Here is a 14,017-nt window from a genome sequence, read left to right as displayed (position 1 = left end):
CGGTCTAATGCAGGCGTCGACTTCTCCACGGGCCCACCCACCCCCGACCCCTCCCTTCCAGGGAGGGGAGAAAGCATGATCCAGCGCATCGCACATCCGCTCACGCCAGCACCATCCCCGCCGCGCGCAGTGGCTCTGCACCCTGCAGGAAGTACCGCCGCGCAATCGCCTCGGACAATTGGAACAGCCGCCGTTCGACATCGCCCAGCACATCGGCATCGAGCCCAGCGGCGGTCGCGGTGGAGACGATCGCGGTCAGCACCGTACCCTGCGTCTGCTGCGGCTCTTCCATCCCGTCATCCTCCAGCACCGGCAGCGCCGCCAGATGCTCGCAAATCCGGCAAATCTGGAAGGCGAGCGAGCGCGGATTGCCGGGATCGAGCGCGACCAGATCGACCACCGGCACACGGGCGATGCCCGTAAGATAGCGCTGGCGATAGCTGATCTGGCTGTCGGCAAGGTCGAGCAGGCTCGACAAATCATCCGCACTCGCTTGCGCCATGCCGAACACGCGCAGCGCGCGCGTCACCGTCAGCGCGCGTTCCAGCCTGCGCCCGAGATCGTGGAAGCGCCACGCCGCGGTGCGCCCCATATGTTCGGCGGACAGGCCCGACAAAGCGGCATAGCGGCGCTGCAGCGTGCCTGCGCGATCGAGCATCCCGCCCTTGCTCGGATAGGGCGCGTCGAGCAGCCGCACGACATCCGCCGCCAGCCGATCGCGCGACCCCTGCCCGATGCCGCGCGCCAACCGGTTGATCGAGCGCACGCTGTGCCAGTCGCCATCCTCCATCGCGGTGCGCGCAAAGGCGGCGAGATCGGCGCGGCGCAAACTCGGCGGGTGCGGTGCCGCCCCAACATTGACCGCCAGCCCAACCAGCCGCCCGACCGTCTCGGGCGCGAGTGCCGCCCCGGCATCGGCATCGATCGAATTGCCCAGCATCACGCGGATGATCGCCAGCAACGCCTCGCCGCGTTCCAGATAGCGCCCGAGCCAGAAGAAATTGTCGGCGACGCGGCTCGGCAAGGTGCCGGGGTTGCGGCGCACGTGGATGGTGTCGGCAGGCGGCAGCAGCGAGACCGGCGCGACCGCCTCACCGCCATGAATCGCGACATCAGCGGACCAGCAGCCCTCCCCCATCACCGACGCGCGCGGATCGGGATGTTCGGCGATGCGCGCAAAGCCCCCGGGCAGCACGGTCCAGTGCCCATCCGCCCCGCGCGCCGCAAACACGCGCAGCGTGAAAGGGCGCGCGGCCAGCCCGGCATCGGTCACCACCGGCATGGTCGAGAGCCGGACGATTTCCTGCCCGACATAATCCTGTGGCCGCCGCGCCATGTCTTCGAGCAGGGCGACGCGTGCATCGCCGACAATCTCCGCTCCCGGCACCGCCACCGCGCTGCCCAGCCCCAGCGGGGCCACGCCAAAGGCCGGGCCGATCAGCATCTGGTCGAGATCCTCGATCACCGCCGCCCGCGCGTCATCCTGTCCGCACCACCAGGTTGCGATGTTGGGCAGGATCAGGTCCGCACCGAACAGCCGCGTCGCCAGGCGCGGCAGGAACGCGCCGAACGCCGCCGATTCGAGCACCCCCGCGCCCGGCACATTGGCGATGACGACATTGCCCGCCGCCGCAGCATCGATCAGCCCGGCGACGCCAATGCGCGAATGCGAATCGAACGCCAGCGGATCGAGCAAACGCGGGTCGACGCGGTGCCACAACGCATCGACGCGCTTCAGCCCGCCAATCGTGCGGACATAGAGCTTGTCCTCCAGTGCGGCGAGATCTGCACCCTCGACCAGCAGGAAGCCGAGATAGCGCGCCAGATGCGCCTGCTCGGCATAGCTCGCGCTATAGCGGCCCGGCGTCAGCAGCCCGATGCGCGGTTCCGCGCGGCGGCACGCCGCCGCCAGCCCGTCGCGAAACGCCGCGAAGAAGGGCGCGTGGCGCTGCACGTTCAGCCGCGCCTGCAATCCGCCCAGCGTCCGCGCGATCGCCAGCCGGTTCTCCAGCGCATAGCCCGCGCCTGCGGGGCTGCGCAGATGATCGGCCAGCACGCGCCATTCACCGGTCGGCCCGCGCCCGAGATCGACCGCGATGAATTGCAGATGATGCCCGCCCGACGGCACCAAGCCCGCCATCGGTCGCAGGAAGAAGGGCGATCCCCCGACCAGCGCCGCCGGGATCAGCCCGCGCGTGACCAGCGACGCATCGCCGTACAGATCGGCGATCACGCTTTCGAGCAGATCGGCGCGTTGCACGATCCCCGCCTCGATCGTGCGCCATTCGTCCGCGCCGATCAGCAGCGGCACCGGCGACAGCGGCCACGGCCGTTCCTCGCTTTCGCCGATGATGCGAAAACCCGTGCCGATATCCTCGGCATGGCGCTGCACGCGTTCGCGCGCGAGGCCGAGATCGTCGCCCGCCGCCGCCGCCAGTTCCTCGAACATCGCCGCCCACGCCGGATCGGGATCGGCAGTGAGCACATCGCCGGTGACCGCCCGCGCGCGATACTCGGCGATCCAGCGCGCGGCGTGGATGCCGGGGTCGAGCAGCGACGGGGCGGGCGCGCTCGCCATCAGAAACCGCGCACCGGCATTTCGCCCTGCGGCCGGCCTGGTGCCGGGCAACGCTCTATGGATGATGCGCTATCGATCACTCAGTGGCCCCTTTGTCGCGCGCGACATGGCCACAATCGGCTCGCACACGCAACATGTGAGTGCGCGCGAACCGCGCGGTCACATCGCCAAAGGTCAGTGCCGCCGCATCATGCTGCGCAATTGGAGCAGCGCCGCCCCCGCCGACAGCGCGATCCCAAGGCCCGATACCGCGCTCCAGCCACCGGCATTCCACGCCGCCGTCGCCGCCGCCGATCCGCCCGCCCCGCCCAGGAACATCGCCCCCATGAAGATGGTGTTGAGCCGCGCCCGAACTTCGGGCCGCAGCGCATAGACCAAATGCTGGTTCGACACGAGCGCGCTCTGCACCGCAAAGTCGAGTAGGACCACGCCGACGATCAGCCCCGCGATCGACAGCCACGCGCCGAAAATCAGCCAGGACAGCAGCGTCAGCACCGCCCCCAGCACGATCACGCGGTGCGGCCCGTAGCGGTCGGCGAAACGCCCCGCCACCGGTGCCGCGAGAATGCCGATCGCGCCGACAATGCCGAACAGCCCGGCGACATCCGCCCCCAGCGCAAAGCGCGGCGTCTGCAGATACAGGGCCAGGATTGTCCAGAACGCGGTGAAGGCCGCAAACAACAAAGCCTGCGTCGCGGCGGCCAGCCGCAGTTCGGCGAATTCGCGCCACAGGCCGGTCAGCGACGCCATCAGCGCGGGATAGCCAATCGTCGTCTCGGGCAGGCTGCGCGGCAACCGCGCCGCCATCAGCCCGCCCGCGCCCAGCGCCAGCGGCACGCCCAGCCAGAACATTTCGCGCCATCCGGCATGCGTCGCCACCAGCCCGGCGAGCGTCCGGCTGAGCAGGATGCCGCACAACAGCCCCGCCATCACCGTGCCGACCGTCGCGCCGCGCTTGGCCGGATCGGACAGATGCGCCGCGAACGGCACGATCTGCTGCGCGACCGTCGCCGTCACCCCGACCAGCAGCGACGCCACCAGCAGCAAGGCGACATTGGGGGCCACCGCCGCCAGTCCCAACGCCAGCGCCAGCACCACGAACTGCACGACGATCAGCCGCTTGCGTTCCAGCAGATCGCCCAGCGGCGTGAGCAGGAACAGCCCCGCCGCATAGCCCAATTGCGTCGCGGTCGGCACCAGCCCGGTCCACGCGCCGGGCAAATCCCGCTCGATAATGCCGAGCATCGGCTGGTTATAATAGATGTTTGATACGGCAATGCCGGTCGCGACCGCCATCGTCAGCGTGAGCCCGTGCGACAGCGCGCGCGGTTCGGCGCGGTTCGCTTGCGCTGTCCTATCCATCGCTTCGTCCTTCTGCGCGGGCCACCGTCAAAGCTGACGATCGATCATGAAAATAGCGAGCCGTGCCCCGATCCGGACTCACCCTTTGGTATAGGGGACCGTCGGCTGCGTTACGCCAACGCCGCCGCCATCCAGTCGGGTACCCGCGCATCGCCCAGCGCCTCCACCCGGCGCAGTTCCACCATCACGCCCAAGTCCGGATACGTCGCCCGCGTGCGGTCCCCCGCCTCACCCAGCGGCGCGACCACCAGCCGCCGGTTGACCTTGCTGCGATGGTGCATCCGCGCGGTATTCTCCTGCCCGACATAACAGCCCTTGGTGAAGCTCACCCCGTTCAGCTCGCGCGCATTGCATTCCAGCCACAGCGTCTGGTCGCTGCCCAGCTCGGCCACCCCCTCGGTCACCCCCAGCGACAGCCGGTGCGCCAGCCAGCCCTCGGCCGCCGCCCCCGCGTCCCCAATCCAGCGCCAACCGAGCGCCGCCAGGCGCGGATCGGGCACGCCCTCGCCACCCTCGCGCGCCCAATGCACCGCGCCCTCGCTGCGCTCGATCGTAATCGCGCGCCGCAACCGGTACATCGACAAGCGCCGCGCCAGCGCCTCCGCCGCGCTCGCCTCGCAATCGACCAGGATCGCGTCACCCTCGGCCCACAGCACGAAATCGAACAGCGCCTTGCCCTGCGGCGTCAGCAGCCCACCCCATTGCGGCGCGCCCGGCACCACGCTCGCCATGTCGTGCGTGACAAGCCCCTGCAAGAAGCCGCGCGGGTCATCGCCCGCGATACGAAGGAGCGCTCGGTCGGTCAGGGTGGTTTCTGGCATGACGAACAGGTAGGAAGCCCGCGACTCTTTGTCACCCATGCGCAGGGCGCTTCCCGCCAGGCTGCCTTTCCCCGTCGGGCGGGGATCAAGGTCAGGGCTTCGACAGATTCCGCCCGAACGGAGTGCGTGCAGTGACTTTCGATCTCCTCCTGAAGAACGGCACCGTGCATTTGCCCGCAGGTCCGGTGCAGACCAGCGTCGGCGTCATCGCAGGGAAAATCGCCGCGATCGGCGTAAGCGGCGATGCCGGCGAGACGATCGACTGCACCGGGCTCGACATCCTGCCCGGCGTCATCGACACGCAAGTCCACTTCCGCGAGCCCGGCCTCGTCCATAAGGAAGACTTGGAATCGGGCGCGCGTGCGGCCGTGCTCGGCGGGGTGACCGCCGTGTTCGAAATGCCCAACACCAAGCCCAATACCGATTCGGCCGAGGCGATCGCCGACAAGCTCGCCCGCGCGCATCATCGCATGTGGTGCGACCACGCTTTCTATGTCGGCGCGACCAACCACAATGCCGCCGATCTCGCCGAGTTGGAGCGGATGCGCGGCACCGCTGGCGTCAAGATCTTCATGGGTGCCTCGACCGGTGATCTGCTGGTGTCGGAAGACGCCTCGCTCGCCGCCGTGCTCGCCTCGGGCCATCGCCGCGTCGCGATCCATGCCGAGGATGAGGACCGCATGAACGCCCGCGCCGACGAGCGCGTCCCCGGCGACCCGTCCTCGCATCCGGTGTGGCGCGATGATGAAAGCGCGCTGCTCGCGACCAAGCGCATCGTCGCGCTCGCCCGCGCGGCGCGGCGGCGCATCCATGTGCTGCACATCACCACCCCCGCCGAGCTGGAGTTTCTGAGCGCGCACAAGGACATCGCGACCTGCGAGGTGACCCCGCAGCACCTCACGCTGGCGGGCGAGGAGGCGTATTCCCGGCTCGGCACACTGGCGCAGATGAACCCGCCGATCCGCTCGGGCGCGCATCGCGACGGGCTGTGGCATTGGGTCGGCCAAGGCGTCGCCGACATTCTCGGCTCCGACCATGCCCCGCATACGCTGGAGGAAAAGGCCAAGCCCTATCCCGGCTCGCCCAGCGGCATGCCCGGCGTGCAGACGCTGCTGCCGCTGATGCTCAACCATGTGGCGGAGGGGCGCACCACGCTCGCCCGCGTGATCGACCTCACCAGCGCCGGACCGCAGCGCGTGTTCGGCATCGTCGGCAAGGGCCGCATCGCGGTCGGCTATGATGCCGATTTCTCGGTGGTCGACTTGAAGGCACGCTGGACGATCACCGAGGACTGGCTCGCCTCGCGCTGCGGCTGGTCGCCCTTCACCGGCATGGAGCTCACCGGCCGCCCGATCGGCACCATCGTCCGTGGCCACCGCGTGATGTGGGACGGCGCGCTGGCGGCGACGGCGGTGGGCGAACCGATCCGGTTCGAGGCGGTTGAGTTTGGGTGAGACAGTGCCGCAACCTGGCTTACCACAAGCCGAGCGGTGCGCAGGCCATGACAGCAACACACGAAACCGATGGCGTAACACTGTCGTTAAATGGCACCCGGCAGCCGTCGTCGGTACAGGGCGGTATAGCTAGATGGCGTAGAACGACGATGGATTGATCCAAGTGTACTAACCGAGTACACCACCCCTGAAGGGGATCGTCGATGCGCCACCTCATTGCAGGGTTGCTGTTGTCCTGTGTCGGCATAATCGCGCCTGCCGGAGCGCAAAGCAGGTCGGATGCCACCATCAAGGCGGACCCGGCGCTCGAACATCGCATCTTGGAAGTTCGCTCGCTGCTTGCCGGAACTGAGGGCGATCCAACCGCGACCTTTTCCCCCGATTTCCTGGCGCAGGTGCCAGCATCGTCGGTTGCTGCGCTGGCCAAGCAATTGCGCGACGCCTTTGGGGCCGTGGGCGCGGTGGAGCAGGTCACGGCGGTGTCCCCATGGCAAGCTCGCTTTCGCCTGCGATACGAGAAAGCGATTGCGCCCGTCGAGATCGCAGTCGCCCCGGCGGAACCACATCAAATCACGCAATTGCTGATCCGGCCACCGGTCACGCTGCAAGCGCCGAGAACCGAAGCATCGGTCGACGCGGTCGCGGCCGCGCTGGCGGCCTTGCCCGGCAAAGCGGGGATACTGTTCGCGCGCCTGGATAAGAACGGACCACTCCCCTTGGCTGCCGCCAACGCAGACCAGGCCTTCGCGATCGGGTCCGAGTTCAAGTTGGTCATTCTGGCCGAACTGGTGCGCGCGATCACCGCCGGTGAGCGACGGTGGGACGACATGGTGACGTTGGACGGCACGCCCCTGCCGGGCGGCCTGTACGCCCAGCGCCCGCCGGGCACCGCGGTGTCGCTCCGCGAGTTGGCCGGGCGGATGATCTCCGTTAGCGACAACAGCGCGACCGACATCTTGCTGCGCGGGCTGGGGCGAGAAAAGGTGGAGGCAATGCTTTCGACCGTCGGCATTGCCCGCCCCGAGGGGATGAGGCCTTTCCTGGGAACGCTGGAGGCGTTCAAGCTGAAGGGCGTGGACGGCGGCGCGCTCGGCCGACGCTGGACGGCGGCCGACGAAGCGGGGCGCCGTACGCTGCTGGCGGAGGCTGTCGCCCGCACCCCGAGCAGCTCCATTGATGAAAAGCTCTTCGCAACCGGCAAACCGTTGCAGATCGAGGGCGTCGAATGGTTCGCCAGCCCAGCCGACATGGTGCGGGTGATGGACTGGCTGCGGCACCACACCGAGAGCGGTCCTGCGGCCGAGGCGCGCGCGCTTCTGGCGCAGAACCCGGGCGTCGGCCGTGACGCGGCAGCGCGATGGCAATATCTGGGATATAAAGGCGGGTCGGAACCGGGCGTGATCGCAATGACGTTCCTACTGCACGCCAAAGGGGGCGACTGGTATGCAATGTCGGCAAGCTGGAACGACCCGGCGGCGGTTGTGGATGACGCACGCTTTGCCGCATTGATGACCCGGGCTGTGGAGGTGGCAGCGCAGCGCTAATCGCAAACGCGCATCCCCGCAGACGCGAGCAGTGCTCGCCCTTGCTACAAACGCGGACTTTTTATCCTGCCGCCGCCTTGAACCCAACCGGCACCCCACCCCCAAGTCACCGCAACGCCCTGCAATATGACGTTTTAGCTCGAACTTTCCCCTAACCTTCCGCCCAACAACACCCGCGCTCACTTCTCGGTGAAGCGCTTCACCTTCACCGGCAAATCCTTGCCCTTGGTGCGGCGGGAGGGGATTTGCACCGGGTTCTTCTTCTTCCACGCGGCCCAGGTCATCGGGCCGTCGGGGGTGTCGATGATGGTGTCGTCTATGTCGCTCATCGGAAACTGCTCCGCCGCTTGAAGGGCCAGTCGATCACGCCGCCGGCGAACAGCGCCCACCACACGATCACCGGCTGAAACAGCAAACGCGGGACATGGTACCACAGGCTCAATCCCCCGGTGCCATGCTCGATATAATCCACCGCATGTTTCACATTGGCGGGATAGACGCACACCGCATACAGCGCGAGCATCACCCCCGCCCACCACCGCCAGCGCGGCAAGTACAGCCCCGCCGCCCCGGCGATCTCGCACAGGCCGGTCACGAGAATGACGGCTTTGGGAAAGGGCACGCAGGCGGGCGTGATCGACAGAAACGGCCCCGGCACCGCAACGTGCAACACGCCCGCCGCGAGATAGGCCACAGCCAGCACCGCGCGCAGCACCGCTCGGGCACGCGGTGCGGCGCTGGCGGATCGCTGCCTCAGAAGGGGAACCACTTCGAAGTATGGCTGAACTTCATATAGCCAAGGTTCACGCCCTGCCGCCAGCCGACGCCCAGCCGGATCGGGATCAGCACGATATTGCCGCGCCGCAAATAGGTGGCCGCAAACCCGCCGACGAAATAGACGCGCCCCTCGCCCGCCGGGAAGCGCTTGTACAGGTCTTCCGAATCGTAGAGGTTGTAGACCAATACGAACACCTTATTGGCATCGCCGCCGAGATCGAAGCCGACCGACGGCCCCGTCCAATAGACTGGCTGCTGCCCCTCGATCTTGTGGAACATGGTACCCTTGCCATAGCGCAGGCCGACCACCACCGCGCCCGACGCTTCGCGCCCGGCGATATAGGCGTTGGGCTCGCCCTGCTCCTTTAGCGTGCGCTCGAGGATGCCGGCCAGGCCAGCCGCACCCTTGCCGAAGGTACCCTCGGCGGCGTTGAGCAGTTCCTGTTTCTGGAAGGTCTGGCTGGCGGCGGATTCGGCGTCGGCCCCGTTGCGCGCGGCCGATTGCGCCCGCGCATCGCGTGTAGTGCCGTCTGGCGGTGTCGGGGTCGCCGATGCGGGTCCGGGGAGCGGCGCGCTCGACTGCGGCGCATCCGGGTAGCGCGGGGCATCGGGGTAGCGTTGCGCATCGGGCGCGGTCGGCACGGGGTTCGGATATTGCGGCTGGGCTGGCGCTGGGGTGGTCTGGCCGCGCAGATCGGCGTCGATCGCCTGGTTGGGATCGATCGTGCGCACTTGCCCCGCGACGCCTGCGGAGGCGGTGGCGAGTGCCAGTACCAACGCGACCCCGCTTTTCGGGACGCTGTGCCATCCTGTTCGCATCGTTCTTCTCCCCACGCCTCAATCTGCCCCCGTAACGCCATCGTGCCTGTCGCGACAATGAACCACGCCTGCGCGCGCGACCAACCGAGTCGAATTTAGGCCAGGTAACATGCGAACGCGCTGTTGATCCGCAACGCATGCGCGGCTATAGCCCGCCTTCGCCGTGATCCGGAGACGTGGGTGAGTGGCTGAAACCAGCGGTTTGCTAAACCGCCGTACCGGGTTTACTGGTACCGAGGGTTCGAATCCCTCCGTCTCCGCCAGAATGCATTGAATTTATTGAATAATTTCGCCGAAGGCGGCCCCGAGTCCGGGTTTCCGTCCGGGTTTCAACGCCGGATTGCGGCGAACTCCCGCGGCCATCCGAGCCCAAATTGCGACGAATAGAGGCGATCGATCGGGTTCCCCCACGCGCCGTCCTCGAATTAGCACTGCCGAAGCGCGCGCCCGTGCTGGTATGGAAGGCCGCGCCCTCCAGACGTTAGGCAAATTGCGCGATCAGCCGGCCGACCGTAGCATCGGCATAAGGCTTGGACAGAAAGATCGCGCCAGCCGGTATTTCATGAAGTTCGGGCGTCATGCCGCCGGAGACGATAATGAAGCGTAGCGGTGGCCACCGACCCGCCGCCCAATGCGTCAGCGCTATTCCGTCCATCGAGCCTTCCATCTGAACGTCAGTGAAGACGATGGTGATCTCAGGATGGTCTTCGAGCAGCGTGATAGCCTCATCGGCATTGGTGGCTTCAAGCGTGTAATAGCCAAGACCCTCGATCAGCATCATGGCCGCCATCCGGATCATCGGATCGTCCTCGACAACGAGGACCACCGTCTCGCGTTCGGCGGCTGGTGGTTCCACGGGGCCTCTCCTTCCACCTGAAAGAGACCGCGAACGAGGTCAGGCTGCCCGCTCAAGTGCCCCAGAGAAGCTCAAACCTTGGCGCACCGCATTAACGGACGCGACTGTGCTTCGATCCACCGCTCAGACGATTTCATTGCGGAGATCGGTGTGGGATTGCCGCGTCTGTCGGGCGCGCATGATACCATTGCTCAGGCCTCGAAGGTTGAACGGCTTCGCTACAACGATCGCGTCGCTCTCCAGTCCCTGGACCTGTAGCGGATCACCCGTCACATAGAAATGCGGCACGAAGCGGTTTGCGAGGATCTCGCGCATGGCTGATACGCCACTGCCATCCTCGAGGTTGCCGTCGACGATCATCAAGTCGGGCTGGAATTCTGCCGCTGCCGTCAAAGCCTCGGCCTCAGTGCGCGCGATGGCACGGACATCGTGCCCCATCCCGATCAACAGGTCGGCCAAATCCATGGCGATCAGCACGTCATCCTCGACAATGACGATGCGGAGACTGTCCGTCATCGTGCATCTCCATCCGTGTCAGCGTCATTTTGCCAACGCATGCAGGGCATATCCCCGTGTCGGGCTCTAAACAGCTTCAGCCCTCCGGCGACTGGATATGAGGGAAGCGACCATGGCGGCAGACGGGGCCGCGGTTCAGCCTCGGAAACTACTCAGCGTCACCGCATCACCGCGCGTTCGTCCACCTGTAACAATGCGTAGCAGGTTGGTCCTCTTGGGGTGCTACCCTATTTTGCATGGCAGCAGACGAAACTGAGTCGGACGTTAGAAGATCAGGCATCCGGGACGCCGACGGTGCGCCGCTCCTGGCCGATGCGCTGCCGGTGCTAGCGCGGGCTTCGCCGATGAATCTACCGATCGTTGCGATCGGGGCTTCAGCAGGTGGTCTCGAAGCGACATCTAGACTGCTCGACGCCCTCCCGCCCGATACAGGCATGGCGTTCATTCTCGTCCAGCATCTCGACCCGACACATCCAAGCCTGATGGTGGAGCTGCTCGCCGAGCACACCGCGATGACAGTGTCCGAAGCAACCGACGGGTGTGCGCTCGCTGCCGACCACGTCTATGTCATCCCGCCCGGCCGCTATCTTTCTGTTCGCGCGGGGGCGCTCCACCTGTCGCCCTCGCAGACACATCAGGGCGCGCGCCTTCCTTTCGATTTCCTGCTCAAATCCCTGGCGGAAGCGGGCGGGTCGCAGGCGGTTTGCGTGATCCTGTCCGGGACCGGCGCCGACGGGAGTGGCGGGCTGGTCGCACTCAAGGCCGCTGGCGGGTTCGTCCTCGCCCAGGATCCAAATGAAGCGGAATATGACGGCATGCCGCGCAGCGCGATCGCTACCGGCCAGGTCGATCGGATTCTGCCCTTGCCGGAAATGCCGCACGCGTTAGCGGAGCTTGCTGTTCAGATCACCAGCAGGCTCGAGCACCCCGATGACGGCGCCAGTGATCCTCAGGCGACAGGCCTTGCCGAGATCATCGACCTGCTGAAGGACGAGACCGCACATGATTTCCGGCAATATAAGCCGGGGACACTCGAGCGCCGTATCGAACGACGTATGGCCTTGCTCGCGATCCGGCGTGGCCACTTGAACCTCTATCTCGATCTCCTTCGCAAGGATCCCGCCGAACGTGATCTGCTGGCCAAGGATCTGCTGATCAATGTGACGAGCTTCTTCCGCGATCCCAAGGTTTTCGATGCGCTGGCGAGCACAATCATCCCCGACATCATTCGCCAACTGCCGGCGCATCAGCCGCTTCGGGTGTGGGTCGCGGGATGCAGCACCGGCGAGGAAGCCTATTCGATCGCGATGATCTGCCGCGACGCGATCGCGGGTGCCGGGCGCGAGATCAAGCTGCAGGTCTTTGCCTCCGACGTTGATCCCGATGCGATCGCGACCGCACGCGAAGGATTGTATCCGCTCGACATCGATGACGCGATCTCACCGGAACGGCTCGCTCGCTTCTTCGTGAAAGACGAATCCGGCTACCGGGTTGCGCCGTCGCTGCGCGGCGATGTCGTATTCACCGTCCAGGATGTCCTTTCGGACCCGCCCTTTTCGCGGATCGACCTCGTCTCCTGCCGCAATCTCCTGATTTATCTCAATCCCGAGGCGCAGGCGAAGGTCATCGCGCTGTTCCACTTTGCGCTGCGCGAGGGCGGCATCCTGGTGCTCGGCACTTCCGAGACAGTCGGGAAAGCCGAGGACCGGTTCGAGGCCATTGCAAAGGCCGAGCGCTTTTATCGTCATATCGCCCGCAGTCGCCTGGGGGACACCGGTTTTCCGCTGAGCTTCGGCGACGCGCTTCCGCTGCTCTCCAAAGCGGGAAAGAGCCCGTTGTCGGCGCGTGAGATCACCCTGGCCGATATTTGCCGGCGCGCCCTCCTCACCAATCATGCGCCGGCTGCGGTGCTGATCAACCGCAAGCGCCAGTGCCTGTATTCGACGGGACCAACCGATCGTTACCTACGGGTCGCGCCGGGCTATGCGACGCTGGATCTGCTCGCAATGGCGACCCCGGCGTTGAGAACCAGGCTGAGGCTTGCGATCGACAGGGCGAACACCGCAGAGCCAAGAGTCACCGGCGGCAGAAGTCGGCTCGTCATCGATGGTGTCACGAGCTGGTTCCGGATCGACGTCGAGTGCCTGGCAGGTGAGGCCGAGGATCTGCTGCTGATCTGCTTCGTCGAGGAGACAAGCCGGGAAGCGGGAGCGGCTTCAGCCGGGAAAGGCGGAGATGCCGCACGCATCGCCGAACTCGAGCGTGAACTCGAGGCGACCCAGGCCGAGCTCCAGACATCCATCCAGAGCCAGGAGACGTCGAGCCAGGAGCAGAAAGCGATCAACGAGGAGGCGCTCTCGGTCAACGAGGAGTTTCAGTCGACCAACGAGGAACTGCTGACCTCCAAGGAGGAACTGCAATCACTGAATGAGGAGCTGACCGCGCTCAACAGCCAGCTTCAGGAAACGCTCGAACGGCAGCGGCTGACCTCTGATGACCTGCAGAACGTCCTCTACAGCACGAACGTCGGCACCCTATTCTTGGATATCGACTTGAAGATCCGTTTCTTCACACCGGCGATCAAGTCGCTGTTTAACGTGATCGCGGGCGATATCGGCCGCCCGCTCTCCGACCTCCGCGCCATCGCGACCGATCTTGAGCTGCTGGCTGATGCGCGCGAGGTGCTCGCGCATGAGGCGCCGATCGAACGCGAGGTGGTCGCGCCGAATGCCACCTGGTTCCTCAGGCGAATATTTCCCTATCGCGCGCACGACAATCGGGTCGAAGGCGTGGTCATCACCTTTGCCGATATCACCGAACGCAAGCAGATCGCCAAGGCGCTAGAGGCATCGAAGCTCGAAGCCGATCGTGCGAATGTCGCCAAGTCGCGTTTCCTGGCTGCCGCCAGCCATGACCTGCGCCAGCCGCTGCAATCGCTGACGCTGTTGCAAGAGTTGCTGGCCCAGACGGTCGAAGGCGAAAAACCCCAAAAGCTGATTGCGCGCCTCGAACAGACGCTCGGCGCCATGTCGGGCATGCTGAACGCCCTGCTCGACATCAACCAGATCGAGGCGGGCGTCGTCGAGGCTGAGCCCGTGGCCTTTCCCATCGGCGATCTGCTCGATCGTCTGCGCGACGAGTTCAACTATCTCGCCCAGGCGCGCGGCCTCACGCTGCACATCCTTCCCAGCGCCGCCGTCGTGAAAAGCGATCCCCGGCTGCTCGAACAGATGATCCGCAATCTACTCGGCAATGCCCTCAAATACACCAAGCGCGGCAAGATCCTGCTC

At 66.0% G+C, this 14,017-nt stretch carries 11 protein-coding genes and 1 tRNA gene; 4 read left to right on the top strand and 8 right to left on the bottom strand.

What is annotated here, in order from left to right:
* Nucleotides 1–100: 100 nt before the first annotated feature.
* The 3 genes from ON00_RS14050 to ygfZ all read right to left on the bottom strand — a co-directional run bounded on the left by ON00_RS14050 (nucleotide 101) and on the right by ygfZ (nucleotide 4,800).
* Complete coding sequence (locus tag ON00_RS14050) at nucleotides 101–2,578, bottom strand: circularly permuted type 2 ATP-grasp protein (protein ID WP_010406750.1); 2,478 nt, start codon at nucleotides 2,576–2,578, stop codon at nucleotides 101–103.
* A 174-nt stretch (nucleotides 2,579–2,752) separates the two neighbouring features.
* Nucleotides 2,753–3,940, bottom strand: a complete 1,188-nt coding sequence (locus ON00_RS14045) for an MFS transporter (RefSeq protein WP_010406749.1) — start codon at nucleotides 3,938–3,940, stop codon at nucleotides 2,753–2,755.
* Nucleotides 3,941–4,050: 110 nt separating this feature from the next.
* On the bottom strand, nucleotides 4,051–4,800 hold the full coding sequence (gene ygfZ, locus ON00_RS14040; RefSeq protein ID WP_010406748.1) for a CAF17-like 4Fe-4S cluster assembly/insertion protein YgfZ: 750 nt from the start codon (nucleotides 4,798–4,800) through the stop codon (nucleotides 4,051–4,053).
* Nucleotides 4,801–4,892: 92 nt separating this feature from the next.
* Between ygfZ and ON00_RS14035 the strand changes: the two genes are divergently transcribed.
* Together ON00_RS14035 and ON00_RS14030 are read left to right on the top strand one after the other, a co-directional pair.
* The gene (locus ON00_RS14035; protein WP_010406747.1) at nucleotides 4,893–6,215 is read left to right on the top strand and encodes a dihydroorotase; all 1,323 of its coding nucleotides are present in this window, start codon (nucleotides 4,893–4,895) and stop codon (nucleotides 6,213–6,215) included.
* Between the two features lie 203 nt (nucleotides 6,216–6,418).
* Nucleotides 6,419–7,759: a serine hydrolase gene (locus tag ON00_RS14030; RefSeq protein ID WP_010406746.1), complete on the top strand. Its 1,341-nt coding sequence runs from the start codon at nucleotides 6,419–6,421 to the stop codon at nucleotides 7,757–7,759.
* Nucleotides 7,760–7,938: 179 nt separating this feature from the next.
* Here the strand turns inward: ON00_RS14030 and ON00_RS20930 are convergent, their stop codons facing one another.
* From ON00_RS20930 to ON00_RS14020, 3 genes are read right to left on the bottom strand one after another with little or no spacing between them, the layout of a single operon-like run.
* Nucleotides 7,939–8,088: a hypothetical protein gene (locus ON00_RS20930; RefSeq protein WP_169313335.1), complete on the bottom strand. Its 150-nt coding sequence runs from the start codon at nucleotides 8,086–8,088 to the stop codon at nucleotides 7,939–7,941.
* Nucleotides 8,085–8,528, bottom strand: a complete 444-nt coding sequence (locus ON00_RS14025) for a DoxX family protein (protein ID WP_029622904.1) — start codon at nucleotides 8,526–8,528, stop codon at nucleotides 8,085–8,087. Before ON00_RS14025 ends, ON00_RS20930 begins: the two co-directional genes overlap by 4 nt.
* Nucleotides 8,513–9,355, bottom strand: a complete 843-nt coding sequence (locus ON00_RS14020) for a DUF1134 domain-containing protein (protein WP_010406744.1) — start codon at nucleotides 9,353–9,355, stop codon at nucleotides 8,513–8,515. The genes ON00_RS14025 and ON00_RS14020 overlap by 16 nt, the downstream gene beginning before the upstream one ends.
* Before the next feature lie 170 nt (nucleotides 9,356–9,525).
* Here ON00_RS14020 and ON00_RS14015 point away from each other — a divergent pair.
* A tRNA-Ser gene (locus ON00_RS14015) sits at nucleotides 9,526–9,618 on the top strand.
* A gap of 218 nt (nucleotides 9,619–9,836) precedes the next feature.
* Here the strand turns inward: ON00_RS14015 and ON00_RS14010 are convergent.
* Nucleotides 9,837–10,211, bottom strand: coding sequence for a response regulator (locus ON00_RS14010; protein ID WP_010406742.1), 375 nt, complete (start codon nucleotides 10,209–10,211; stop codon nucleotides 9,837–9,839).
* A gap of 123 nt (nucleotides 10,212–10,334) precedes the next feature.
* Nucleotides 10,335–10,727, bottom strand: a complete 393-nt coding sequence (locus ON00_RS14005) for a response regulator (RefSeq protein ID WP_010406740.1) — start codon at nucleotides 10,725–10,727, stop codon at nucleotides 10,335–10,337.
* Nucleotides 10,728–10,963: 236 nt separating this feature from the next.
* Here ON00_RS14005 and ON00_RS14000 point away from each other — a divergent pair.
* A partial coding sequence (locus ON00_RS14000) for a chemotaxis protein CheB (RefSeq protein ID WP_342626513.1) occupies nucleotides 10,964–14,017 on the top strand: 3,054 nt, incomplete at its 3' end.

The sequence above is a fragment of the Sphingomonas echinoides ATCC 14820 genome, from assembly GCF_000241465.1.
In the GTDB taxonomy this organism is placed as follows: domain Bacteria; phylum Pseudomonadota; class Alphaproteobacteria; order Sphingomonadales; family Sphingomonadaceae; genus Sphingomonas; species Sphingomonas echinoides.
This window is presented reverse-complemented; position numbering and strand designations above follow the sequence as displayed.

Bases quoted from the DNA above. Each gene is read 5' to 3' on its own strand.
- ON00_RS14050 (WP_010406750.1), bottom strand. From the start codon at position 2,578: ATGGCGAGCGCGCCCGCCCCGTCGCTGCTCGACCCCGGCATCCACGCC.
- ON00_RS14045 (WP_010406749.1), bottom strand. From the start codon at position 3,940: ATGGATAGGACAGCGCAAGCGAACCGCGCCGAACCGCGCGCGCTGTCG.
- ygfZ (WP_010406748.1), bottom strand. From the start codon at position 4,800: ATGGGTGACAAAGAGTCGCGGGCTTCCTACCTGTTCGTCATGCCAGAA.
- ON00_RS14030 (WP_010406746.1), top strand. From the start codon at position 6,419: ATGCGCCACCTCATTGCAGGGTTGCTGTTGTCCTGTGTCGGCATAATC.
- ON00_RS20930 (WP_169313335.1), bottom strand. From the start codon at position 8,088: ATGAGCGACATAGACGACACCATCATCGACACCCCCGACGGCCCGATG.
- ON00_RS14020 (WP_010406744.1), bottom strand. From the start codon at position 9,355: ATGCGAACAGGATGGCACAGCGTCCCGAAAAGCGGGGTCGCGTTGGTA.
- ON00_RS14005 (WP_010406740.1), bottom strand. From the start codon at position 10,727: ATGACGGACAGTCTCCGCATCGTCATTGTCGAGGATGACGTGCTGATC.